The following is a 26,243-nucleotide window of genomic DNA, read 5'->3' as shown; positions in this document are numbered from 1 at the left end:
TTTGTGCAAGATTAGTTTGGCAAAACTAACTAATTTTGTTATGTTCAACAATAAAAATATCACTATGAAATCTTCATATACTGCTTTAAAACAACTGCGCTTCCCCGCTTTTTTAACCCTGGCCCTGCTGGTGGTTTCCTGCGGTTCTTTTGAAGCAGCATCCTACTATGGCAATGACGGTATTTACAGTGAAGATATCGTTTACTACGAAGATCAGAATGCTCCGAGGCCTCAAAAAACAGAGCCCCAGGACACTTCTTCAGAGGTGATGACCAATTTCGAAAATTATTTCAGCAATACCTCTCAGACCCTGGATCGCATGATCACCCAGATGGACGAGCAGGACGTGTTTACTGATGTAGACACCTACAGCTCGATGGACAGCACCCAGGTTAATGACTCATCGCTGGTAAATATCAACTACGATATGGATTACCAGGTTGGTAACCCCGGTTGGGGTGACAATCCGCAAGGGGTGGATATCAACATCGTCAACACCGGTTGGGGTTGGGGATGGGGTAGCCCTTATTGGGGCGGATGGGTTGACCCCTATTGGGGCTGGGGATGGGGTGGCTTCGGACCCGGTTGGGGATGGGGTGGCTTCGGACCCGGTTGGGGATGGGGCGGCTTTTACGGTCCCGGATGGGGCTGGGGCGGCGCCTGGGCCTGGGGAGGCTGGTATGGACCCAGTTGGGGCTGGGGTGGCTGGTACGGACCCGGATGGGGTTGGGGTGGCTGGTATGGCTCTCCTTACTATTACGGACGTTACGGCTCTGCTCGTTACGCCTACGGCAATACCCGAAGAGGCACCTCATATAGCAATATGAACACTTACACCAGTAATGTCAGAAGTACGCTGACTAGATCATCCCGATATACAGACAGAACCAGGAATGCTGCCGTTGGACGTTCCGGATACAGTGATCGACAAAGTGTTTCCAGAAGAGGATACTCCAATTCTGCCCGTGTAGGCGTTGGTAGTCGCGGATATTCAACAGGTAACAGAAACTCAACCATCAACCGACGTTATGGCCAGACTTCAGGTTACTCCCGCTCCGGGTACTACAACAGATCGTCCGGCACATCAAGAAGCAGAGGTACTTATAACCGTGGAGGCGCGTCTGGCAGACCTTCTTCATCAGCAAGACCATCAGGCAGCTCAGGAAGATCCAGTTCCGGCTATTCCAGAGGTAGTGGCGGCTCTGTCAGGAGCAGTGGTGGTAGCAGTGGCTCCAGAGGCAGCAGCGGTGGCTCCCGAGGTGGCGGAGGCGGAAGTCGTGGTGGTCGCGGCGGCATCTGATTTTTTAATAGTCACCTTCATTCCAATCCCTTAAACTTAAAAACTCAAAACGATGAAAAGAATATTAACCCTCGTTCTTTCAGGACTCTTTTTGTCTGGCCTGCAAGCGCAGAGCATAAATGACGTTACCGCACTATCTGAAGCAGACTTACTAGGCACAGCCCGCTACCGGGCATTAAGCGGGGCCTTTGGAGCACTTGGAGGTGATCTTTCAGCGCTTAACAATAATCCTGCAGCCTCTGCCGTGTTCAACTATTCCTCTTTCACCTTTACAGGCGCAGCTTACTTTAAAGAGAATACAGCATTTTTCGGGAACGGTATTGCTTCGCAACGTGAGACGAATTACGAGATCAACCAGGCCGGCGGGGTGTTAGTGTTTAAAAACAATAACAAAAACGGGTTTCGAAAGATCGCCCTGGGATTTAATTATGATATCCAAAACAATTTTGACAACGATATCTTTATTGCCGGAACCGGAAATCAGTCCGTGGCCGATTATTTCGTAGCCAACGCTAATGGATTTTCCACGAATGATCTAAGTGTACTGGACGGCGAATCTGTGGCAGATGCCTATATCAATATCGGAAATTCCCTGGGGTTTGCTGCCCAGCAGGGGTTTTTAGGATACCAGGCCTTTGTTATAGACCCTGCTGCAAACAGTAATAACTCTTACGTTTCTAATGCGACCCTGAACAACGGAGTACAACAGGAACAACGCATACTGACCAGCGGGACCGACAGTAAATTCACCCTGAACCTGGGAGGCCAGTATAACGAGAACCTTTATATGGGTGTTGGTTTAAATCTACACGCCGTAAACAGGAGAACCATCATTCGTTTTGACGAATTCAATTATGCGCCGGATTCTTTTCTTCAATACACACAATTTGACAATGAGCTTTACACCTTTGGCAGCGGTTTCTCAGCCAATGCCGGATTCATTGCCAAGCTCGGTAATTCCCTGCGATTAGGAGGAAGCTACCAAACTCCCACCTGGTACGACCTGGGTGATGAACTTTGGCAGGGTATCAATACCGATATCCTCAATAGCACCACCGACGAACTGGAACTGGTAGAGGTTTATCCGGATGTTATCTACAGATTTCCTGATTACTCCCTACGCCTCCCCTCCAAATGGATGGCCAGCGGTGCCTTCGTACTCGGAAATGCCGGGCTTATAAGCGCCGAATACACTTTTCAGGACATGAGCAATGCCCAGCTTCGGCCAACAAGCGACCCCTTTTTCGCAGAACAGAATTTTGCCATAAGCCAGGAGCTCCGAGCAGTGTCTACCTTCAGGCTGGGGGCAGAAATGCGGGCAGGACGCTGGAGTTTCAGAGGGGGGTACCGCTTTGAAGAATCAGCCTACCAGAATCAAAACACCATAGGAGATCTTAACGGGTATTCTTTAGGACTGGGGGTTGACTTTGGCGGAAGCGCCCTGGATTTTGCATGGTCCGGAAGCCAACGGGATATCAATCAAACCCTTTACCCGGGACTGTCGAATACTGCGCGAATTGATGAAGAACGATCTGACTGGATCTTAAGCTACACGGTGAAATTTTAATTCTTTCAGTCAAGGTTATTTATTGTATTAACGAGAACGCTGAAATTTGATTTCTTTTGAAGGATGTTGAAGATAAACTACACCGATGAAAAAGCATTTCAAGAATGAGCTATTGTTCATTTTGCCTTGATGCAACGGCGAAGCCCTCATGAGCACCTCTAGGACAATAATAAATAGGCGAATAAAACGAACCGTAATACTTAACTTTATATCAATGATTCTAATTTGACTATCATGTTACTTTTTTACTCACAGCCTTTTTATTGTTTTAGAGGTGTTTGTGAGCCCTGAAGGGGTTGGGCAATGCAAAAAAGTAAGGGCTAATCATTCATGAAAAGCCAAATTTAAATACATCAATAGAAGGCTTCTCAGGAAACACATATTTGTCCTAACCTATTACTTACGTTAAGGATTTGCAAAAAAAACAGTTCCCGTGCAAGAGGTTACGTAAATAGTCGACAAATACTTATCTTTGCAGTCTATTTTTTTCAACAGCTACGGGTATCACCTAGCTTTGAAATCAGACTTGATGCCGAAGAACAAAAGGCATTACATTCAAAAAACAGCAATGAAGATAGATAAAGCACTAGAAGAGCAATACGAAGAATTAGGTAATGAACACATTGGTTCTTCTGCCAACACGCCTTTAAGAGACGATGCCTTTGAAGCCTCAGATGATGAAAAGATCGAAGGCATAGAAACCCAGGTATACAACATCATGGAAACTCTCGGGCTGGACCTTACCGACGACAGTTTACGAGGTACCCCCAGAAGGGTTGCCAAGATGTTCGTAAAGGAGATCTTCGCAGGACTCCATCCGGACCGAAAGCCCAAGGCTTCGACTTTCGAGAACAAATACAAGTACGGAGAGATGCTCGTTGAGAAAAACATCACGGTTTACTCTACCTGCGAACACCACCTCCTTCCCATTGTAGGTCGTGCTCATGTGGCCTACATATCTAACGGCACTGTGATCGGCCTCTCCAAAATGAACAGGATCGTGGATTATTACGCGAAGCGTCCACAGGTACAAGAGCGTATGACCATGCAGATCGTTCAGGAATTACAACAAGCCCTTGGTACCAAGGATGTTGCCTGTGTGGTTGATGCCAAACACCTTTGTGTGAATTCCAGAGGAATCCGGGATATTGAAAGCAGCACGGTGACTGCTGAATTTGGAGGTAAATTTAAAGACGCAGCCGTACGAAGAGAATTCCTGGATTATATTAACTTAGATACCGAATTTTAAAAGGGATCAATCCTCCTCAATTCATAACCTCATAAACAGCTATCCAGAGAATAACCGGCAATGCAATTATACAACGAACAGCAACTCAAGATCTACAATTCACTAAGCGGAGAAAAAGAAAACTTCACCCCCATTAACGACGGCCATGTAGGCATGTATGTATGTGGTCCTACTGTATACAGTAACGTTCACCTGGGGAATTGCCGAACCTTTATCTCCTTTGATCTTGTATTTCGCTACCTGAAACATCTGGGATATAAGGTGCGCTACGTTCGTAATATTACTGATGCCGGCCACCTGGAGAATGATGCTGATGAAGGAGAAGATCGTATTGCCAAAAAAGCACGCCTGGAGCAAATAGAACCTATGGAAGTGGTACAACGCTATACGGTTGACTTCCACAACACCCTCAATAAATTTAACAACCTCCCTCCCAGCATTGAGCCCACAGCCACAGGGCATATCATTGAACAGATCGAGGTGATCAAGGAAATTCTCGAAAAGGGTTTTGCCTATGAGATCAATGGCTCTGTATATTTTGATGTTCAGAAATTCAATGAAGAACATCACTACGGCAAACTCAGTGGGAGAAATATTGAGGACATGATCCACAACACCAGGGAGACCGCCGGACAATCAGACAAAAAGAACCCCCAGGATTTTGCACTCTGGAAAAAAGCCGAACCCCAACACATCATGCGGTGGCCATCACCATGGAGTGATGGATTTCCGGGATGGCATCTTGAATGTACGGCCATGAGCACCAAGTACCTGGGAGAGCAGTTTGATATTCACGGAGGAGGAATGGATCTGAAATTCCCTCACCACGAGTGCGAGATCGCCCAGAATGAAGCTGCCAAAGGTCATTCTCCGGTGAACTATTGGATGCATGCCAATATGCTTACCCTCAATGGTAAAAAAATGGCCAAATCAACCGGAAACAATATCCTTCCTCATGAGATATTTTCCGGCGACAATGATATTTTAAGCAAGGCTTTCAGCCCCACTGTAACCCGCTTCTTTATCCTTCAAGCTCACTACAGAAGTATTTTAGACTTTAGCAACGAAGCTCTTTTGGCTTCAGAGAAAGGGTTCCAGAGACTCATGGAGGCCCTGAACGACCTGAATAGAATTACTGCAGGTGCAAACAGTGGCGATTTTGATGTTGCTGCCTGGCGGGATTCCTGCTACAATGCCATGAATGACGATTTCAACAGTCCGATCCTGATCGCAAGACTTTTTGATGCGGTGAAACAGATCAACCTGATGAAGGAAGGTACCCTCACCCTTTCCCAGGCCGACCTGGATCTGCTGCGTAACACCATGAACGACTTTATTTTTGAGGTACTGGGGCTGGTTGACGAAAACAAGGCTGAAGAAACCTCTGCAGACAAGCTAAGCGGTACCGTGGAACTATTGATCAGAATGAGAGCAGAGGCTCGGGCAAACCGTGATTTCGCCACCTCAGATAAGATCAGAGATGAGCTGGCTGCCCTGGGCATTCAATTAAAAGACGGCAAAGAAGGTACCACCTTCCAGGTGCAATGATCTTTGTAATCCCCATTGATATTCGGGTATGATGAAATGGACCTTAAAAAATATTCTTATCAGTCCTTTTGTCTTTCTGGTACGATTTTACCAGGTAGCCATTTCCCCCTATACACCTGCCGCCTGCCGTTATTCACCTACCTGTTCTCAGTATACCCTGGAAGCTCTGAAAAAACACGGGCTCTTTAAAGGGGGGTGGATGGCTGTGAAACGCATTGCCAGTTGCAACCCCTGGGGAGGGTCGGGTTATGACCCTGTTCCCTGATGTGTTCTGCCTGATCTTCCAAAATTGAATCGCCCTGTATGATTAATATAAGAGCGAATTATCTATATTTACCCGTAAATTATACCAAACATGCACCTACTAAGTATTACCTGGGATTCTGACGGAGTCCTTTTCCATATCGGATCATTTCCCCTGCGTTATTACAGTTTGATGTTCATCATTGCCTTCTCATTAGGATGGTATGTGATGCAGCGCATTTATGTTAACGAGAAAATGTCGGTTGAAAAACTCGATCCGCTTTTTATCTATACCGTTATAGCCACCTTGCTTGGAGCAAGACTTGGGCATTTTATTTTCTATGAACCCGCAGTTTTCCTGGAAGATCCGCTAAGTGTATTCCTTCCTTTCGAATTCAGTCCGAGTTTTCGCTTTACAGGGTTTCAGGGTCTTGCCAGTCATGGTGCAGCCATAGGAATAATTATCGCCATGTACCTTTACAGTAAGAAGGTTATTCAAAAACCGGTACATTGGATCCTGGATCGTATCGTGATCCCGGTAGCCCTGGGGGGTATATTTGTACGTCTCGGAAACTTCTTCAATTCTGAGATCGTAGGTAAGCCCACCAATTCAGATTACGGGATCATTTTTAGTCGCCTTGGGGAAGACTTCCCAAGACATCCGGCTCAGCTCTATGAAGCATTTGGTTATGTGATCGTATTTATCATCCTCTGGAATATCTACTGGAAGACCAACAAAAAAGATCAGCCATGGTATCTCTTTGGATTGTTCCTGGTGTTACTATGGAGCGTTCGTTTTATCGCAGAATTCTTTAAAAAATCACAAGGCGGCTTTGAATCGGCACTGGGTATACTCAGTACCGGGCAGTGGTTGAGTATTCCCTTTATTCTTGCCGGACTTTATTTTATGTTCAGAAAGAAACATCATGCGGCTTAAAATAATCACCCTCCTTGCTTGCGCTGTACTTGCTGGATGCAAAGACAAAAAGACAAACAGCATCTCAGAAACTCCGGTCATATTCACCAAGGAAGCAGAAGGCGCTATTTACAAAAAAGACAGTCTGCTTGTTGATCAATTGGATATCGAAATTGCCGACACCCCCTACGAACGGCAAACCGGGCTGATGTATCGGGAAAGCATGAAGGAAAAACAGGGAATGTGGTTCGTTTTCAAAGAAGAAGCTCCGAGGGCTTTTTATATGAAGAACACCCTCATGACCCTTGATATCATTTATGCAGACAAAGAAGGGAAAGTGGTAAGCATTATTAAAAATGCCGACCCTCTCAACGAATCCTCTCTCCCGTCTGACGGTCCTGCGATGTATGTTTTAGAATTAAATGGCGGCAGCTGTGATACATGGAATATTGAGGTGAATGATAGTATTGTTGTTAGGTGACAAGTAACAGGTAAAAGGTGACGGGGTAAAAGATATTCGTCTTCGCGAGACCGCTGAAATTTGATTTCTTGTGGAGGATGATGACTGATTGAAAATTAAAACAACAACGGGCTCCTTCCCCTGGTCAGGGGAAGGTGGCGCCGGCTCTCGATAACCATCGAAGAGTCGGGGTCGGAAGGGGTTGTATGATATTTCAACCTAAATCAACCCGCCCCGTCTCAGGGTTGCACCCTGAGCCACCCCTCCCTGTCCAAGGTGGGGAGCCACATTTTATAAACTATTTCAATAGAGATTTTAAATCCGTCAGTGGTAGACCTGCAGAGCAGGTTGTGGCGATCTCCCGAATCGAATTCAATGCCTCCCTGTACTATAGATAGTTTTGGAATTGAAATATACCTCCTCCTTTCTAAGAAGGGGAAGTAGATTGTACTTCTGATTTGCTTTTTATTATAAAGGTTACTTTATGAAATACCCTTCAAAGACCAACAATACACCTTATGAACAACCGTCCTGACATCAACCCAAAACCCACCAAGCTGGATAAGGTGATCGAGTTTTTCGCCTGGGCAGGCCTCCTTCTGATGTGGTTTTTAGCCCTGAGAGGTTACAGTGACCTGCCGGAACAGATCCCGATGCACTTTAACGGAAAAGGGGTTGTTGACAGGATGGGCAGCAAAGAATCTATTTTTGTAGTGCCGGTTATCACCTCCCTGCTTTTCGCCGGACTCACTATTCTCAATAACCATCCACGTCTTTTCAATTATCCGGTAGACATTACCCCGGAGAACGCCGCAAGACAATATGCAATCGCCCAACGTTTAATGCGTCTTATTAAACTGGCTGTTGTGATCATATTTCTGTTAATCACCTGGCGAACCCTGGAAATATCAAAAGGGAGCATGGACAACCTGGGCACCTGGTTCCTGCCCTTTGTATTTGGAATTACCACCCTCCCTTTGATCTGGTACCTGTTCAAAGCCTTTAAAAAGAAATAATGGTGCCGCAAGGAGCACAGAACGACTCAACTCCCCTTATATCATCACTCCATTTTTACTCCACTTTTCTTTTACACCCCTGTATTCCCACTTCACCTGAACTCACATGGTTTCATGAGGGGGTTGAGAAATACGAAGCAGAATTTTCTTACCTTGAAGTCCTTAAATACAGCATTATGAGGGTCTATAACACTATCATTTTATTCGTCTTGATACTCTTTACAAAACTAAACGCACAGGACACGGCCTGGAACGGCCAATTGGATGTCAATGGCCTAAAGCTTCAGTTAATATTTCATATCGAACAAGATGACAGTACAAGGGCTTATCTAAGCGTTCCGATTCAAGGCGTCAATAAACTTCCTGCCGATGAAGTCTTTATCGCTTCAGACTCTGTTTCGATCAGGTTTAACGCCTTACAAATACACTACCACGGTCAGTTCACAGACAGTACGCATATAAAAGGGACTTTTACCCAAAGTGGTCTATCCTTTCCCCTGGAACTTAACAAAGGGGAAGGCGAATCTCCCCTGAACCGACCTCAAACTCCAAAACCACCGTTCCCGTATGAAAACCGGGAGGTTACTTTCAGAAATCCGGAGGCCAACATAACCCTGGCGGGCACCTATAGCATTCCGCACGGATCCGGCCCTTTCCCGGCAGTGATATTGGTGAGTGGCAGCGGTGCACAGGACCGGGATTGCAATATATTAGGCCATAAATGGTTTGAAGTCTTAGCCGATCACCTGTTAAGAAAGGGTATTTCGGTGCTGCGCTATGACGACAGGGGTATAGGGGCTTCAGAAGGCAATTTCAAAGAAGCTCTTACCACAGATCTCTCCCGTGATGCCTTGTATGGATTCCAATGGCTGGAAAAACAACCTGAAACAGATCCTAAAAGGACCGGTATAATTGGTCATAGTGAAGGAGGCATTGTGGCAACGATGGTGGGTAGCCAAAACATGGCTGTGGATTTTCTTGTCCTGCTGGCCTCTCCGTCAGTTACAGGAAAGGAAATTCTATTGACTCAGAGATATGAGATCGAAGTAGCCTCCGGAATCCCGGAGAACCAGGCCGTGACCACCCGTGAAATATTTGAAAAGGTTTATAATGATATGAGTACCTCTAGCCTGTCTGGGGAAGCATTGAAAGATTTTATAAAAGAACGGCTGACAATTCATTCCGACAGTACTATTACGGGAAAACAACTAAATATCCTGTCAGAAAGCCTTTCTAATGCCTGGATGAAGTCTTTCCTGGAGATCGATCCATCGGACCACCTAAAACAACTTCAGCTTCCTGTATTGGCCTTATACGGCTCTAAGGACATTCAAGTTAACGCCCCCGATAATGCTGGTCGGCTGAAAAAGTCGCTCTCCCCGATTCAACTTCAAAACACTACCATTAAAACCCTTGCCGGACATAATCACTTGTTTCAACCGGCAGTCAGCGGATTACCCGGAGAGTACCAGGCCATAGACATCACCATAAGTTCTGAAACTTTGAACACCATCAGCCAATGGATACAATCCTATTGACTTACTTGGTTAAAAACTTTTTTTCACAGTTATTAACATCGTGATTATCAGAACTTTAAAAACAAGGCTTTAAGTTCAAAGCTTTGATTTTCAAGTATTTAGCAACTTCATCATCGATGAAATACACCATTTGCCAGAGGTCTACACCCCTGAATATCAACATCTTGTTGATAATTGAAACCCGTTTTTACCAGGGTTTAACAATTTACATCCCGATTTTCTATTTATATTTGATCAACAAACTAACTCACTAAACATGAATTTAATACGTGCTGCCTTAGGGGAATTAACCGATCTTGAACTTGCTTACTTTGCCACCTTTACTGCTGTGAAGTTAGCACCGGAAACCCAAGACAAGATCAAACTGTACCTTAAGGAAAGAAAACTAGACAAATCAAAGATCAGGACCTTGATCGTAATGAATGAAAGTGCCAAAGATTTTCAAAACGAGACAGAGTGTTGTCCGCGATGCCGGGCAGAGAAGCTCACCAGTCATGGAGAAATTTCTGCTAATACCCAATGGCTATCCTATGAGGATATCATGAACAAGCAGCAACCGGCATTAAGAAACCAGTTATCAACTTCTGATCGTACCTGTAAAGTGTGTTCCTATCCCGAAAGAAAGGGCAAACTACCAAAGCCTTCTGTTCCGGGGATACGGGTATTCACAAGCTCATTAAGATCCTAGCTAACCTTGACTACGACCTGTGTTATTTCTAAATTACCAGGGATTAAAAAAGCCATCTGATTTGTTTCAGATGGCTTTTTTTATGACTTGTGATCCGAAGATCTATTTTTTGAATTAAGCATCTACTGCTTCCTTCTTTTTACTCTTACCTCTCGATTCAAGGGTATCGAACATTACCGGAGTAGCAATGAACAATGATGAGTAGGTACCTACAATGATACCAATGATCATGGCAAACATAAATCCTCTCAGCGATTCACCTCCAAAGATGAAGATGGCAAGCAGTACTACCAGGGTAGTAAGCGAGGTATTCAGCGTACGGCTCAAGGTACTGTTTAACGCCTCATTGACGTTATCTCCACCTCTCCAGCCTTTACCCTTGATCACCTCACGGATACGGTCAAATACAACCACGGTATCATTCAGAGAGTAACCGATCACGGTAAGTATCGCTGCAATAAACGCCTGGTCGATCTCCATGTTGAACGGCATAATACTCGAGAATGCCGAGAAGATTCCCAATACGATCACCACATCATGGAATACGGCAGTAACCGCTCCAAGAGAGAATTGCCATTTATTAAAACGCAGAAGAATATAAAGGAATACAATGGCAAGGGACCCAAGGATAGCCCAAACCGCATTTTTCTTGATATCATCGGCGATGGTCGGTCCGACTTTAATAGCCTGAACAATTCCTATCGACTTTTCATCACTACCCTGAACAAATTCCTTATAGGTAATTCCTTCCGGCAGGTATTTCTGAAGGGCGTTGAACATAGCGTTCTGGATCTCTTCATCTACAGAAGATCCTTCCTCTTCTACCTTATACTTCGTAGTTATTTTCACCTGGTTCGGATTACCAAAGGTTTTCACCTCAGCCGTTCCGAAAGCAGCGTTCAGATCATTAGCGATCTCTGAAGGATTCACCGGATCCACAAAACGAACGGTATAAGAACGACCTCCTACGAAGTCTACACCTCCATCAAGGCCTTTGGTAAAGAGCATGATCGCACTCACCAATACCAAGGCTCCTGAGATCATATAAGAGATCTTACGCTTAGACAGGAAGTTGATATTAATATTAGTAAACAGGTTCTTGGTAACACCTGTGTAGAAGTCAAGTCTTTTCTCACCATTCTTTAGGTACCACTCAATAAGCAGACGGGTTACAAAGATGGCTGTGAAGAGCGAAGTTGCAATACCGATCAATAAGGTGGTAGCAAATCCCTGAATAGGTCCGGTACCAAATAACAACAGGATGATCGCTGTAAGCCCGGTGGTAATGTTGGCATCAAGGATAGAAGACAAGGCGTTGCTGAAACCATCAGCAATGGCCTGCATTTGTCCTTTACCTTTCTTTACCTCCTCTTTGATCCTCTCATAGATCAGTACGTTCGCATCTACCGACATACCTATGGTAAGCACGATACCTGCAATACCGGGAAGAGTCAAAACAGCACCCAGACCGGCCAGTACACCAAAGATCAGTACGATGTTGAATACCAGGGCCACGTCGGCAAAAATACCGGCTTTACCATAGTAGAATACCATCCAGATCAGTACCAGCACCATAGCGATCAGGAAAGAGGTCATACCGCTGTCGATAGCCTCCTGCCCTAATGACGGACCGATAATATCTGATTGAATGATCTCTGCAGAAGCAGGAAGTTTACCGGCTCTCAGAACGTTGGCAAGGTCATCAGCCTCTTCCAGAGTAAAGTCTCCGGAGATCTCAGAGTTACCCCCTGTAATGGCTCCTTTAGAAACTCCCGGAGCTGAGTAAACGATATTATCAAGAACGATGGCAATATTACCTCCTTCACGGAAGGCTTTTCCTGTAAGTTCTTCCCAGATCTTCGCTCCACGCGTATTCATCTGCATACTTACAGCAGGACGTCCGGCAATATCAAATGATTGAGCTGCATCGGTGATCACGTCTCCGTTCATTGCAGGCTCGTTATTTCTGTTGCTTTTCAGGGCGTACAGATTTACGACCTCTGAATTTTTAGCAGGCATTCCCCATACAAACTTCGCATACTGCAAGGAAGCAGGACGCAGAGCAGTTACCTCAGACCTTCTCAGGTATGATGTAAACTGGGCAGTATCCTTAATTGCTACTGTTGCGATCATTGGAGACCCCTGGAATCCACCGCTTACGATAAGATCAAACAAAGGATTGTTCTGGTTAGCAATATCCAAAGAGTCCTGAGCGGCATCAGAAAGAAGTGAATCGATCTCAGAAACCTCTTCTTCAACAACCTCTTGCCTGGTCTCTACAAGACTTTGGAGGGTGTTATTAGCATTGATCAGGAAAGGAGTTACCTCTTCTGTCTTAAAAGTCTCCCAGAACTCAAGCTGGGCGGTACTTTGAAGAAGATTCTTTACACGGTCAACATTCTTTGCTCCGGGTAATTCAACAAGGATTCTACCTGAAGTACCCAGACGCTGAATATTAGGCTGGGTAACACCGAATTTATCAATACGCTTACGCAGTACTTCAAAAGCGGAAACAATAGACTCATCGATCTTTCTTCTGATAATAGGCTTTACCTCTTCATTACTCATTTGGAAGTTGATCTCTTCGCTCAGAGTCTTGTTGGCGAAGATATCAGGAGAGGCAAGTTTCGTAGATCCTGCAATAGCTTCGAACTCCTCGAAGAACAGGTCTACATAATCATCCTGGCTGTCTTTAGAAGCCTCATCTGCTCTGACCAGTGCCTCGTTAAATACGGGGTCTTTTGAGTTATCGGCCAATCCGCGAAGGATGTCCTTAACAGAGATCTGAAGAATGGCATTGATACCACCTTTCAGGTCAAGCCCTTTGTTGAGCTCTTTGTCTTTTACTTCGCTATAGGTATAGCTACTTACACCCAGGTTAAATACTTCCTGGCCTGAGAGGGAATCCAAATACCTCGATTCAACAGCCTCCCGCTTTGCCACATAATCTTCTTCCGCATCGGTAACGGTACTCATGGCGTAGGCTTCGGCCTCATTTTCCACCTTGTTTGCTACAAAAGTGAAGGACAGCTGGTAAATGCTGACCAACCCAAATAAAATAGCAAAAAGTCTGATAAGTCCTTTGTTCTGCATTCTTTAATTATTTAATGGTCATTTCTTTCAAACGGCCAAATATAGCATATCCCGTATGAACTGACAATAATTTTTTAGGGGATTTAAAACATGAAAAACCCTGTGAAAACAATGGTTCTCACAGGGTTGATACTTAATTGGTTATGTGTCGTAGTGTAGACTAAGCCTCTAGAAGCGCGTTAGTTTTTCTTACACCCTCGGCACTTTCTGACAGTTTTTGCTTTTCCTGCTCATCCAGTTCGATCTCGACGATTTTCTCAATTCCGTTGCGTCCGATCAACACCGGAGCACCGATACAGATATCTTCCAGACCGTACTCTCCGTTAAGTTTTACTGAGCAAGGGAACATTTTTTTCTGATCGCAGGCAATGGCCTGAACTAATGCAGAAACAGCAGCTCCCGGAGCATACCAGGCACTGGTACCCAGTAATTTGGTAAGCGTAGCCCCACCTACCTTAGTATCTTCTTTTACCTGCTCAAGACGCTCTGCTGAAAGGAATTCTGAAACGGGTACAGAGTTTCTTGTAGCTAAACGTGTAAGTGGTAACATTCCGGTATCGCTGTGACCCCCGATCACCATCCCGTCTACATCAGAGATAGGAGCTTCCAGGGCTTCAGCCAACCTGTATTTGAAACGCGCACTATCCAGAGCTCCTCCCATTCCGATGATACGGTGCTCAGGAAGTCCGGCTACTTTATGTGCCAGGTAGGTCATGGTATCCATAGGGTTACTCACCACGATCAGGATCACATCAGGAGAGTGCTTTACCAGGTTGGTAGCCACATCCTTTACAATTCCTGCATTAATACCGATCAGCTCTTCACGAGTCATTCCGGGCTTTCTTGGAATACCACTGGTAATAACAGCGATATCACTTCCTGCAGTTTTTGAGTAATCTCCGGTGGTTCCGGTGATCTTGGTATCAAAACCATTTAAAGAAGCAGTTTGCATAAGGTCCATAGCCTTCCCTTCTGCCAGACCTTCTTTAATATCCAGAACAACAACCTCAGAAGCGAAGTCCTTAATGGCGATGTACTCGGCACAACTGGCTCCTACAGCCCCTGCACCTACTACTGTTACTTTCATATAAATAAGATTATAATTTAGACGTTGATTTTAAGCGACTACAAAACTACTAATTTTAACATAATCGGCTGTATGATAAGCGTTCTATTTGCCGGGATTCTTCAGGAGTGTTATGTATTTATGATAATTCCTCCTTCGGAAAGGGTAAAGAAGCAAAGGAGCAAAGAAGCGAAGATTAACCAACGCTCTATTTTTTTAGCATCATCCTCCGCAAACTGCTACCTGCTACCTGCTACCTGAAACCAAAGTTCAGACCTACCGAGAAGCTGTCAAATTCAGCGAAGGTATAATCGACATTAAAACGGAAGAAAGCCAGCTTTAATTTGGCTCCCAGGGTAGCTCTTACCCCGCTCACCTCACTCTGCACTGAAAACGGATCTACAATATCCTCGGTGGTTAACAACCCATTAGTAACCCTGTAGGTTCCTAAAATATCAGAAGAAGATTCTCCTGTAATATACCCCAGGGCACCGTAAAAATTGATCACCGGCAGTTTGGTACTTGCTACTGCTTCAAACAACCAGGTATTTGTTTTATTTTCCACCCGTTGGTCTTCTCCTTCTATTCCCGAAGAGGCGGTAAAATCATAAGATCCGCTCAGCGTCGTATAGGCTGCCAAACCTGATATAGCTACGGGAAGCAACTTATCTGCCGGTAACCATTGGGTAAACTCGTGCTGCAAACCAACCCCGTAGAGCTCAGTGGTAACGCCATCGAACTCTACCTTGGGCACAAAGCGGGCCTTCAACTCAGTCCCCTTAAACAACCCAACTCCGGCCTGTATAAAAGCAGAGGGGATGAGGGAAGCCGCATTACCGATACCATTAGGTAAGGTAACCTCAACCGTTTGATCTCCAAAAAGAGGATCATCATAGGTTAGCACCACATCAACATCAGGGTTATTTTCTCCCAGGGCTGTCGCCACCGTTTTAGAGGACGACCCATCAGCGAATTGAATATTATCATAGTCGGCCACATTCATGGTAAAAGACCTGTCTGCATCACTCACAAGCGCCCCATTGGCTATCACTGACACTTCAAAACCAAGAAATGGCTTGGCTTCTCCTGAATTAAACCACCCGTTATTCATACTGTGCATTAAACCGTTAGTTCCGGGAGCCAGGTAATCGGAGGCAAATTTCTGAGCGTCATCTACCCCTGCGGCGAGAATAACATCAAAATCATTTTGAGCCTGCAACACCGAGGTAAGTGCGACACACAAAATAAGGAGGCATTTTTTCATAATGAATAGATTAAAATTTAAACGTTAAGGCAAAATAAAACTCACTTTAAAAAGTGAGTTTTATATAAAGATGATATGATTATTTATTAGGCGTCTATATTGGCATAGATCGCATTTTTCTCAATAAACTCTCGTCTTGGCGGCACCTCATCTCCCATCAGCATAGAGAAGATACGGTCGGCCTCACTACCATTATCAATTGTAACCTGTCTGAGGGTTCTGAATTCAGGATTCATGGTCGTATCCCACAATTGCTCTGCATTCATCTCTCCAAGACCCTTATAACGCTGTATAGTAGCACTTCCTCCAAACTGTTCGTTCAAAGCATCACGCTCTTTATCGTTCCACGCATATTCCTTCTTATTACCCTTCTTTACAAGGTATAGTGGCGGCGTAGCAATATAAACGTAGCCGTTTTCAATAAGCTCCTTCATATATCTGAAGAAGAACGTAAGTATCAGGGTAGCAATGTGAGAACCATCCACATCGGCATCACACATGATCACGATCTTGTGGTAGCGCAATTTTTCAATGTTCAACGCCTTGCTGTCTTCTTCGGTTCCTATAGTTACCCCCAGTGCGGTAAAGATATTTCTGATCTCTTCATTCTCAAACACCTTGTGAGACATGGCCTTTTCTACATTCAGGATCTTACCTCTTAACGGCAGAATAGCCTGGAAGTTACGGTCTCGTCCTTGCTTGGCGGTACCCCCTGCAGAGTCACCCTCGACGAGGAATACCTCACATTTTTCAGGGTCCTGCTCAGAACAGTCAGAAAGCTTACCGGGAAGCCCCGCACCACTCATGACGGTTTTACGCTGTACCATTTCACGGGCTTTACGCGCCGCATGACGAGCCTGGGCCGCCAGGATCACTTTTTGAACAATGGTCTTAGCATCATTCGGGTGTTCTTCAAGGTAATTTTCCAGCATCTCAGATACAGCCTGAGATACCGCTGAAGTTACCTCACGGTTACCTAATTTGGTTTTGGTCTGCCCTTCGAACTGAGGCTCCCCTACCTTAACAGAAACAATAGCCGTAAGTCCTTCGCGGAAATCATCTCCCGAGATCTCGAATTTCAACTTATCGAGCAGTCCTGAATTGTCGGCGTATTTTTTAAGGGTCGTTGTTAACCCTCTTCTGAACCCGGAAAGGTGTGTACCTCCTTCGTGGGTATTAATATTGTTTACATAAGAATGAAGGTTCTCATTGAAAGAAGTATTATACACCATGGCAACCTCTACCGGAATATCATTCTTCTCTCCTTCCATAGAGATCACATCGGCGATAAGGGGTTCACGATTTCCATCGAGGAATCGGATAAATTCCTTGAGTCCTTCTTCCGAATAAAATTCTTCATACAGAAACTCACCTTTTTCATCCGTTCCCCGTCTATCGGTCATGGTTATACGAATACCTTTATTCAAAAAGGCAAGCTCACGCATTCTGCTGGCCAGGGTATCGTAATTATATTCAAGGGTTTGCTTAAATATCTGATCATCCGGCTTGAAGGTCACTACTGTACCACGAAGATCTGTTTCTCCAACGGCCTTTACCGGATACTGTGTTTTACCTCTTGAATATTCCTGCTCCCAGATCTTTCCATCACGGTAAACAGTAGCCTTTAAATGCTCAGAAAGGGCATTCACACAAGAAACACCAACCCCGTGCAAACCACCCGAAACCTTATAGGAATCCTTATCAAACTTCCCTCCGGCACCGATCTTGGTCATTACCACCTCAAGGGCAGAAATACCTTCTTTTTTATGAATATCAACCGGGATCCCCCTACCGTTATCTTCAACAGTAATGGAATTGTCTTCGTTAATGGTAACACGAATAGTATCACAGTGACCGGCCAAAGCCTCATCAATAGAGTTATCAACCACCTCATAAACCAAGTGGTGAAGCCCTCTCACTCCTACATCACCGATATACATGGAAGGACGCATTCTTACGTGCTCCATACCCTCCAGCGCCTGAATACTATCGGCCGAGTACTGTTTCTTGTTAAGTTCTTCGCTCATAAACTATTAAGATATTAGGTCGTTCTGTCAAACAGACAAATATAACAAAACACGACCAAACATCAGGGATGAGCGCTGTTTAATGCATCCAAGTTATCAACATTAATTGTGGAAAAAGCACCTGCGGTGCAACAGGTGCTTCAACTCGCTAAAATTCAATCGATCCACCTACTTCACATAGGCTTCTTCATGAACGAAAGCCACAGCTCTTCCACTGGGATCATTCATATTTTTAAAGGCTTCATCCCACTCTAATGCGATCGGGGTGCTGCAAGCTACTGAGGGCACCGAGGGCACACTAAGGGCAGCGGCGTCTGACGGAAAATGCTCCTCGAAGATGCTGCGGTAAAAGTACTCTTCTTTAGAACCGGGAGGCTGTATCGGAAACCTGTAGGCAGCATTGGCCAGCTGCTCATCGGTCACCTGTTCTGCAACGACGGTTTTAAGGGTATCTATCCAGCTGTACCCCACCCCGTCTGAAAACTGTTCTTTCTGGCGCCAGGCCACACTTTCGGGCAGGTACGACTCAAAGGCCTTACGAATAAGCCACTTCTCCATTCGCTCCCCGTTGATCATCTTATCTTTTGGGTTCATCTGCATGGCCACATCCATAAACTCCTTATCTAAAAAGGGTACCCTGCCTTCCACACCCCAGGCCGCAAGTGATTTATTGGCTCTAAGGCAGTCGTACATATGCAATTTATCGAGCTTCCTTACGGTCTCTTCATGAAAGTCTTTGGCAGAGGGCGCTTTGTGAAAATAGAGGTACCCTCCAAAAAGTTCATCAGCCCCCTCTCCCGACAACACCATCTTGATACCCATAGATCTTATAACACGCGCCATCAGATACATGGGCGTAGAGGCTCGGATCGTGGTGATGTCATAGGTCTCCAGATGATAGATCACATCGCGAATAGCATCCAAACCTTCCTGGATGGTAAATTTGATCTCGTGGTGTACCGTACCGATATGATCGGCCACCTGCCGCGCTGCCTTCAGATCAGGTGACCCCTCAAGACCTACAGAAAAGGAATGCAACTGAGGCCACCAGGCTTCTTTGGTATCATCGGTCTCCACCCTTTTAGCAGCATACTTTTTAGCAATGGCAGAGGTCACCGAAGAGTCCAGTCCGCCGGAAAGCAATACCCCGTAAGGCACATCACTCATCAGCTGACGATGTACGGCAGCCTCAAGCGCATCTCTTAAGGCGGCAATATCACTCTCATTCTCCTTAACAGCCTCATACTCCATCCAGTCTCTGACATACCAGCGCTCCAACGTTTCTTTTCCGGAGATCATATAATGCCCCGGAGGAAAGAGCTCTATAGCCGAGCAAACCCCTTCGAGGGCTTTCAGCTCGGAGGCCACATAAAAGGTGCCCTCCCGGTCACGACCGGTATACAACGGAATAATACCCATATGGTCTCTGGAGACCAGGTAAATATCTCTTTCAACATCGTATAGGGCAAAAGCAAATATTCCGTTGAGTCGATCAAGAAAATCTGTTCCATATTTTTTATACAATCCCAGGATCACCTCGCAATCGGATCCGGTTTGAAATTCATATAAGCCTTCCAACTCCTTACGCAATTCGCGATGATTGTAGATCTCTCCATTGGCAGCCAAAACCAGTTTTCCATCTTTACTGATCAAGGGCTGCTTCCCTGACGCAGGATCAACGATAGCCAGTCTTTCATGAGCCATGATCACCTTGTCATTACTAAAAACCCCACTCCAGTCCGGACCGCGATGACGGATTTTTTTAGACATATCCAATAGCTGAGGCCTTAGGGCTTCAGCACTTCTTTTCAGTTCAAATGCACATACAATTCCACACATAAGAGTTGGTTTTAAATTTCAATACGTAACAAATGTGCTCTGTTTTATTTTAATTAAAAACATTAAACCTGTTTTTAATTACATTTAATTCAATTAAAAATCAATATTATAACAGATGATAACTCTTATGTGCTGTTTTATTACAATACACTTCAAATTGTAAGTCATTACTTTTAAAAAATATTAATACAATATTTCGTCAGAGAGCTGGTTTCTTTTTGTAGTTTTAATTTCAAATCAAAATCACAACACAAATGATCAGGAACATTTTTACCGGTTTGGTAGTATTAATTTGTTTAACAGTCAGCTCTGCAGCCTTTGCACAGGAGTTTAGCGGACTGGATAAGAGTCCGGCTGATATCGCATACTTTCGCACAGAAAGAAACGCTCCGCCATTGATCAAGGTTATCTATTCGCGACCCCAGTTAAAAGGGCGCGAAGTCGGTGTTGACCTTGCCGCCTACGGAGAGGTCTGGAGAACGGGAGCTAATGAAGCTACCGAAATTCGTTTCTTTAAGGACATGGTTTTGGGAGAAACCACTATTCCCGCCGGAACTTATAGTCTTTTCAGTATTCCCGGAAAGGAAGAGTGGACCATTATCATCAATAAGGACACTGATACCTGGGGAGCTTACAGTTATAACGCAGAACAGGATGTAGCAAGATTTGCTGTTCCTGCTTCCAGCGGCGATGAATCTCTTGATGCCTTCTCTATTACTTTTGAAGCTGTAGAAAACGGTGCCCATATGCATATGGGATGGGGACAAACACGTGTTGCTGTTCCATTCAGTGTGGCACAGTAAATAATTGTTATAAAATTTTTCAAGGCGCCATTTTGGCGCCTTTTTTTGTTTTACATCAAACTGCCAAAAGGTAGCCTGTGAAATTTTAAGGAGAAGATTGTATTTTAGTTCCGGTTAAAGCAATGATGTATGAATCCCTCAGCCCAAGGTTGGATAGAAAAATTTGGCTCCTTACAAGAAAAGAAGAACTTCTTTTTAAGGAATGAACTGGAGTTTTACACCCATTTCAGAAACCTGGGATTCATCTACGGCACCAACATCTACACCCTGCAGGGCATACCCACTCCGGCCCTGATCTCGGAAGAAGAAAAAGCAAAGATCAACCTGTTAAGCGCCTTACACCAGGTATACTTGCTTCATAAAAGCGGAAAAGCCGGTTTTGACAATTTCCTGGAAGATCTTTCCGTCTTTTATCAATTACTCAAGGTGGAAGAATTTTCCTTTTTTGACCGCCTGCTTGCCGGAAGAAAAACATCGCATCAACTTGAATACCTTTTACATCAACGTATCAGTCTGAACGACAACATCATTTCGAGGGCCTTCAACCAGATGCTTACCAATTCCATGTTATTTACCGATGTGATCAACTTTAAAATGTTCCTGGAAGGGCAGCGTAATCTTAAGGAGAACGAGCGGCGACTTGAACAGATCATTCTCAGCCTAAGCTACCATGTAATTAAAACAAAAAATACTGACTCTGAATACAATAAACGCCTGCTGCATCTGCTGGCTACCTCCTCACGATACGGGCCTGCGGCCTCCAGCGAAGGGCAACCCGGTTATCTGAGCTTACTCAATCCGGACCCTGATTCTCTTGAAAACAAATACCTGTTCGATCTCGCCTGTTTGGCTGCCCTGGAAGACAGCAATAACACCTCCATACAAACATCCATTTTGAGTGATCTTGGAGAAGAGCTGAGACTATCACCTGAATTCGTGACAGACTCAGTAGATCATGCCCTTTTGTTTTTCAGAAAACACCGAAACCAGCTTCCCTTTCTGAAAAACACCCATCCTTTTAAGCTGCTCTACGATAATTCGCAGCTTATGGTTAAAAAGCTGATTCTCAGAAACAGTCACCGACTGAAAAAAGAACTCGGAGAAAGCAAAGAATTATTGTATTTGATCAGTAAATCTGCCACCGCAGATCTAAATTCAGCAGAACGGGAACGCATGCGGGTGCAACTTCTCGACATGTTCAAGACCATCCCTTCCCTGGCCATCTTTGCCCTTCCGGGAGGAGCCTTTCTTTTACCCCTGTTCGTGAAAATGATCCCCAGTCTTCTGCCATCTGCTTTTGATGACAACTACGTTGACCCCTACCACAGAAGAAGCTCTAAAAACACCGTTGAAGACAAAGGGTCATCTAACTTAACCAATCCTTAAAATCTTTCACCCTCTCGCGACTCACGATCACCTCCGCTTCTTTAAAGCGATTTAAGCGGATCTGCAACCTGGAGTTGGTATAGCTTACAATATCTGAAACAGCATCAATATGGATCACGAATTTACGGCTTACCCTGAAGAATTTTTCAGGATCCAGCTCGTCTTCAAGCTGATCAAGGGTACGGTCTAAAAGATAGTTACGACCCTCAGTGGTATAGGCATAGGTCCCTTTATTTTCACTGTATACACATTCTATATCGGTCACCGGAATAAGTTTCAGGTGCTGCCCGACCTTGGCCACAAACCGCTTTTTATACACCCTGTCAACCGGATTGACCAGGAGATTTTTAATATCCTCAAAATCCACCTGCAAGGATTTCTCCCCCGGCTGAAACTGCTTGTATTTATCTACCGCCTGTGCCAGCTCTTCTTCATCAATGGGCTTAAGAAGGTAATCGATACTGTTGAGTTTAAAGGCCTGAAGCGCATATTCGTCGTAGGCGGTGGTAAAGATCACCGCACTGGAAATAGCTACTTGTTCAAATATTTCAAAGGAGAGGCCGTCTGAGAGCTGAATATCAAGAAAGATCAGATCAGGAGCCTGATGCTTTTTGAAGTAGGCTACAGATTCATGAACCGACGGGATGGAAGCTTCAACCTCCACCCCAAGACGGTCCAGCATCCTTTGGAGACGTCGGGCTGCAGGAGCCTCATCTTCTATTACTATTGCGCGCATATGAGGATGATTAAGTTGAATGGTTTACACATAGTTCTGTTTGTCCTTTTCTTCCTGCTCCATATACTCCCTTATCTTACGTTCCTCCCAGTTTTTCCCGAATATCCGGCTCATGCCGAATACCTGAAAGGCGTGAAAGGCCAGGCCAATGCCCCAGCCAAATAAACTCAAACCCACCGTCCATATACCAAACCCTTCATTCCAGGCCCATCCGAGAATAAAATTCAAGACCAGGAAAGCATGAACAATGATATATATGGCCAGGTGCCAATAGAACCCTTTGAGTTCATCGACCCTTTGTTTGGCCTTCTGATAAGGCGATCTCTGCGATGGTCCTGTATTGTGATTCATAGCCTTTATTATTATTCCCAACCGCGATTACGACCGGAACGTTCTTCTTCCTCCATAAATTGCTTGATCTTACGCTCTTCCCAATCTCTTCCAAAGAAAAAGTTACCCCCTAAAACCCTCAGGGCATGAAACGCTAATCCGAGCCCCCAAAATCCGGCGACCCACAGAAACCACGGATAACTGAATCCGTTGGTAAAATAATTTATCGATGCCAATAGGATCACCACAAATATATAGGAGGTGAGATTCCCGTAGAATTTTTTTAGTTCATAGACACGGTCTCTGGCCCGCTGATATCGTTCTTCTTGATTCAGATCTTTCATTGGTATAGGTTTTTATTCTTTTGTTCTTCTTCCATAAACTCCCTGATCTTACGCTCTTCCCAGCGCTTGCCCCACAGGGGGTTGTATCCATAGGCTTCCATGCCATGCATGATCAACCCGAATCCCCATCCAAGGATCGGAAAAAAGATCCACGGAAAATCTGTGGTTCTGTAGTTCACCCAGCCCAGGGCCGGAATAACAATGCAAAAAGCTATCAGGTTGCCGTAAAATCCTTTCAGCGCCTCCACACGTTCTTTAGCCCGTTGGTATCGCTTGTCTTCAATATGTTCTTTTTGTATTTCCACGTTCGATACTTTTTTTGACAAAAGCGGAATCTGAACAATAAACTCCTCTGCTGTCTTCAATGTTTTCATTTGTTTTTTGGTAAGCAGGGCATAGCGGTTGGCAATATTTTTTAATCCAACCCCACTTCCCTTTTTCAACACCTGTTTAGGTTGAAGATTGTTCCGTACCTCCAACACCCCGTCCTTTTCCGTTATACGAATCACCAAAGGCGATTCAGGGTCTACCCGGTTGTGCTTTACCGCATTCTCCAGCAGCAATTGAAGCGATAAGGGCACTACCTTATATTCAGGGTCTGAAGCATGCTCCGGCACCTCGAAATGAATACTGTGTTCGAACCGCATTTTTAACAACTTAATATAAGTGCGTGCAAATTGCAGTTCTTCATCAAGAGAAACCAACTCCTTATTCTTCTGCTCCAGAACATACCTGTAGATCTTTGACAGGGCCGTGGTAAAGTTCTGGGCCGCATCCGGATTTTCTTCTATAAGGCTGCTCAGTACATTCAGACTGTTAAACAGAAAGTGAGGGTCCAGCTGATTCTTCAAGGCATCGAATTGAGCGGTCGCCGTACCGGCAATGACCTGCTGCCGTGTTACCTGTACATCCTTTTTCGTTTTGTAATAATATATCAGGTAAAATATGCTTGTAATGAATAGTGATAATATCAGGGTATTCCGGTAATTCTTTATGCGCTCCGAAGCGATGAACTCCTCCAGGCTCATACCCTGCACCCCTGTTTTCATGATCAGGTTTGCTATAAATATGGTGATCAGCGTAACCACGATACTGCTCAATATGGCCTGAACCAAATGTTTTCCCTGAAAGATCCGCCCCCCGTATTTTCGAAGAAAAAAACGGATAACCATCATATTCCCCATATAGATAAGCAGGGAATACAGTTGGGTGGTTGCGAACCAGACCAGGAGATCTCTGTTAAACCTAATGGTGTATTCCTCCGAATAGACCAGGTTTAAAACCTGTATAAAAACAAAGATCAACACCCCTATGAGAAAGGCTCTTCCGAATTCTTTTAGAAAGCGCTTAGTAGACATCATAATATTTACATTCCCGGGTAATTTCCGAATTTTCCTTCAATAAACAACCCGATTCATTTATAATACCATTGTGTTCAGCACTGCCGGAAACGCAGACAACAGCCGCACAATCAGACACGGGAGACTTCGTACTTTCTGAAGAGAGAAACCCGAGTTGGTTCAAAAGCGTGATGGCAAGGTACCCGATCAAGCGTAACATAACTGTTCTTTTATTGATTGACACCTCAAAGATGCCCCTATGGGTTCATTTATTAAAAGAAGGTTGACCGAATTGTAGTTTTTAATGGATGAATTGAAAAACTTCCTTATTTTCAGCCTTGATTTAAAAAATTCATGCGTAAGCAATCATCAATTAACCCCACAGAACCTGAACAACCATGAAAAGAAGAAACTTCATAAAAACCGGAATCACCCTTCCCGCCGCCACCCTTTTACCGGCCAGCACCCTTTTAGGAAGATCTACCTCTTTTGATCTTGCTCCTGTACATTTAGCCATGGGAAGGCGATTAAAACCGGGAAGCACTCTCGGAATTATTGCGCCGGGGTATGCCGTATCTCCGGAAAAACTGGAAGAAGCGCTGGGGTATGTAAAAGACCTTGGGTACACCCCCTATCATACAGACAGGATACTTGGCAACCACGGTTACCTGAGTAATACCGATGAAGAACGCCTGGCCGATCTTCACCATATGTTCGAGAATGAAAACGTAGACGGGATCTTATGCGTGCGCGGCGGATATGGCTGTACCAGGTTATTACCACATATCAACTGGGATCTGATCAAAAGAAATCCCAAAGTATTTGCAGGTTTTAGCGATGTAACCGCCCTGCTCAATGAAATGAACAAAAGAACAGGACTGGTATGCTTTCACGCCCCTGTAGGTACCACCCTGGACACAGAATACAATCGGGAATATTTTCGAAAAGTCATCACTGAAGGGGCTGCATCCATCACCCTAAGCCCTTTTCCATACCAGGAAGAAGAGGAGAAGCACCCTGTTGAGTATGAACCTTACACCCTTAATCCGGGCATTGCCCAGGGTATTCTGGCAGGTGGTAATTTATCATTACTCGCGGCCATGACCGGTACGCCTTATGAACCGGATTATACAGACAAGATCGTATTCATTGAAGAGATCGAGGAAGAACCTTACCGGGTAGACCGCATGCTCACCCAGCTATTGCAATCGGCCACCTTTACTAAGGCCAGTGCAGTGATCCTAGGCATCTTTGCCGGGTGTAACAAGGCACGTAACCCCGAATCCTTCACCTTAAAAGAGGTACTTACAGATCTGCTGGGTGATCTTGATATGCCGGTTGCCTATGGCTACCCGATCGGTCACATTGATGAGAACGCCACCTTACCCATTGGAGTACCTGTTGAAGTTAACACCGGGGAGATAACTGTTAAAATACTGACAAGCAGCGTCATATAGCCCACAATTAATTGCGGGAACAGGAAATTATTT

General features: G+C 44.8%; 23 protein-coding genes. 13 read left to right on the top strand and 10 right to left on the bottom strand.

Annotated features, from left to right (window positions below; all coding sequences use genetic code 11):
- Positions 1-64: 64 nt before the first annotated feature.
- From E7Z59_RS15345 to E7Z59_RS14590, 10 genes are all read left to right on the top strand, one after another.
- Positions 65-1,300: a hypothetical protein gene (locus E7Z59_RS15345; protein WP_168731317.1), complete on the top strand. Its 1,236-nt coding sequence runs from the start codon at positions 65-67 to the stop codon at positions 1,298-1,300.
- Positions 1,301-1,352: 52 nt separating this feature from the next.
- A complete protein-coding gene (locus E7Z59_RS14630) occupies positions 1,353-2,867 on the top strand; it encodes an OmpP1/FadL family transporter (RefSeq protein ID WP_136337100.1) in 1,515 nt (504 codons plus the stop codon).
- A 568-nt stretch (positions 2,868-3,435) separates the two neighbouring features.
- Complete coding sequence (gene folE, locus E7Z59_RS14625; RefSeq protein WP_136337099.1) at positions 3,436-4,116, top strand: GTP cyclohydrolase I FolE; 681 nt, start codon at positions 3,436-3,438, stop codon at positions 4,114-4,116.
- Positions 4,117-4,176: 60 nt separating this feature from the next.
- Positions 4,177-5,664 (top strand): cysteine--tRNA ligase, encoded by a 1,488-nt coding sequence (gene cysS, locus E7Z59_RS14620; RefSeq protein ID WP_136337098.1) that lies wholly within the window; start codon positions 4,177-4,179, stop codon positions 5,662-5,664.
- 31 nt (positions 5,665-5,695) lie between these two features.
- A complete protein-coding gene (yidD, locus tag E7Z59_RS14615; RefSeq protein WP_136337188.1) occupies positions 5,696-5,929 on the top strand; it encodes a membrane protein insertion efficiency factor YidD in 234 nt (77 codons plus the stop codon).
- Between the two features lie 90 nt (positions 5,930-6,019).
- On the top strand, positions 6,020-6,844 hold the full coding sequence (gene lgt, locus E7Z59_RS14610) for a prolipoprotein diacylglyceryl transferase (RefSeq protein WP_136337097.1): 825 nt from the start codon (positions 6,020-6,022) through the stop codon (positions 6,842-6,844).
- A complete protein-coding gene (locus E7Z59_RS14605; protein WP_136337096.1) occupies positions 6,834-7,304 on the top strand; it encodes a DUF192 domain-containing protein in 471 nt (156 codons plus the stop codon). Before lgt ends, E7Z59_RS14605 begins: the two co-directional genes overlap by 11 nt.
- Positions 7,305-7,801: 497 nt before the next feature.
- Entirely contained in the window at positions 7,802-8,299 is a 498-nt protein-coding gene (locus tag E7Z59_RS14600) for a DUF1648 domain-containing protein (protein WP_136337095.1), read from the top strand.
- A 176-nt stretch (positions 8,300-8,475) separates the two neighbouring features.
- Complete coding sequence (locus tag E7Z59_RS14595; protein WP_168731316.1) at positions 8,476-9,837, top strand: alpha/beta hydrolase; 1,362 nt, start codon at positions 8,476-8,478, stop codon at positions 9,835-9,837.
- Positions 9,838-10,093: 256 nt separating this feature from the next.
- On the top strand, positions 10,094-10,525 hold the full coding sequence (locus tag E7Z59_RS14590; protein WP_136337093.1) for a hypothetical protein: 432 nt from the start codon (positions 10,094-10,096) through the stop codon (positions 10,523-10,525).
- A gap of 114 nt (positions 10,526-10,639) precedes the next feature.
- Here E7Z59_RS14590 and secDF read toward each other — a convergent pair whose 3' ends face one another.
- The 5 genes from secDF to asnB all read right to left on the bottom strand — a co-directional run bounded on the left by secDF (position 10,640) and on the right by asnB (position 19,814).
- Positions 10,640-13,618, bottom strand: coding sequence for a protein translocase subunit SecDF (gene secDF, locus E7Z59_RS14585; protein WP_136337092.1), 2,979 nt, complete (start codon positions 13,616-13,618; stop codon positions 10,640-10,642).
- 160 nt (positions 13,619-13,778) lie between these two features.
- The gene (gene mdh / locus E7Z59_RS14580; protein ID WP_136337091.1) at positions 13,779-14,705 is read right to left on the bottom strand and encodes a malate dehydrogenase; all 927 of its coding nucleotides are present in this window, start codon (positions 14,703-14,705) and stop codon (positions 13,779-13,781) included.
- 232 nt (positions 14,706-14,937) lie between these two features.
- On the bottom strand, positions 14,938-15,948 hold the full coding sequence (locus E7Z59_RS14575) for a DUF6588 family protein (protein ID WP_136337090.1): 1,011 nt from the start codon (positions 15,946-15,948) through the stop codon (positions 14,938-14,940).
- Positions 15,949-16,034: 86 nt separating this feature from the next.
- Positions 16,035-17,975 (bottom strand): DNA topoisomerase (ATP-hydrolyzing) subunit B, encoded by a 1,941-nt coding sequence (gyrB, locus tag E7Z59_RS14570; RefSeq protein WP_136337089.1) that lies wholly within the window; start codon positions 17,973-17,975, stop codon positions 16,035-16,037.
- A gap of 168 nt (positions 17,976-18,143) precedes the next feature.
- The gene (gene asnB / locus E7Z59_RS14565; protein WP_136337088.1) at positions 18,144-19,814 is read right to left on the bottom strand and encodes an asparagine synthase B; all 1,671 of its coding nucleotides are present in this window, start codon (positions 19,812-19,814) and stop codon (positions 18,144-18,146) included.
- A 254-nt stretch (positions 19,815-20,068) separates the two neighbouring features.
- Here asnB and E7Z59_RS14560 point away from each other — a divergent pair, with 254 nt between their 5' ends.
- Together E7Z59_RS14560 and E7Z59_RS14555 are read left to right on the top strand one after the other, a co-directional pair.
- Positions 20,069-20,617 carry a DUF2911 domain-containing protein gene (locus E7Z59_RS14560; RefSeq protein WP_136337087.1) on the top strand — a complete coding sequence of 183 codons (549 nt, stop codon included), beginning with the start codon at positions 20,069-20,071 and terminating at the stop codon, positions 20,615-20,617.
- Positions 20,618-20,746: 129 nt separating this feature from the next.
- A complete protein-coding gene (locus E7Z59_RS14555) occupies positions 20,747-22,003 on the top strand; it encodes an LETM1-related biofilm-associated protein (RefSeq protein ID WP_136337086.1) in 1,257 nt (418 codons plus the stop codon).
- On the opposite strand, the gene E7Z59_RS14550 is transcribed toward E7Z59_RS14555, so the two are convergent.
- From E7Z59_RS14550 to E7Z59_RS14530, 5 genes are read right to left on the bottom strand one after another with little or no spacing between them, the layout of a single operon-like run.
- Positions 21,984-22,739, bottom strand: a complete 756-nt coding sequence (locus E7Z59_RS14550; protein WP_136337085.1) for a LytR/AlgR family response regulator transcription factor — start codon at positions 22,737-22,739, stop codon at positions 21,984-21,986. The genes E7Z59_RS14555 and E7Z59_RS14550 overlap by 20 nt on opposite strands.
- Positions 22,740-22,763: 24 nt before the next feature.
- Positions 22,764-23,090: a 2TM domain-containing protein gene (locus tag E7Z59_RS14545; RefSeq protein WP_136337084.1), complete on the bottom strand. Its 327-nt coding sequence runs from the start codon at positions 23,088-23,090 to the stop codon at positions 22,764-22,766.
- An 11-nt stretch (positions 23,091-23,101) separates the two neighbouring features.
- Entirely contained in the window at positions 23,102-23,413 is a 312-nt protein-coding gene (locus tag E7Z59_RS14540) for a 2TM domain-containing protein (protein WP_136337083.1), read from the bottom strand.
- Positions 23,410-24,774, bottom strand: coding sequence for a 2TM domain-containing protein (locus E7Z59_RS14535; RefSeq protein ID WP_317130475.1), 1,365 nt, complete (start codon positions 24,772-24,774; stop codon positions 23,410-23,412). Before E7Z59_RS14535 ends, E7Z59_RS14540 begins: the two co-directional genes overlap by 4 nt.
- Positions 24,761-24,973 carry a hypothetical protein gene (locus E7Z59_RS14530; protein WP_136337082.1) on the bottom strand — a complete coding sequence of 71 codons (213 nt, stop codon included), beginning with the start codon at positions 24,971-24,973 and terminating at the stop codon, positions 24,761-24,763. Before E7Z59_RS14530 ends, E7Z59_RS14535 begins: the two co-directional genes overlap by 14 nt.
- Before the next feature lie 178 nt (positions 24,974-25,151).
- Here E7Z59_RS14530 and E7Z59_RS14525 point away from each other — a divergent pair, with 178 nt between their 5' ends.
- Entirely contained in the window at positions 25,152-26,210 is a 1,059-nt protein-coding gene (locus tag E7Z59_RS14525; RefSeq protein WP_136337081.1) for a S66 peptidase family protein, read from the top strand.
- Positions 26,211-26,243: the final 33 nt, after the last annotated feature.

It is taken from the genome of Robertkochia marina, assembly GCF_004799345.1.
GTDB classification, from domain to species: Bacteria; Bacteroidota; Bacteroidia; order Flavobacteriales; family Flavobacteriaceae; genus Robertkochia; species Robertkochia marina.
The sequence above is the reverse complement of the archived record's forward strand: the minus strand, read 5'-3'. Positions and strand labels throughout refer to the sequence as shown.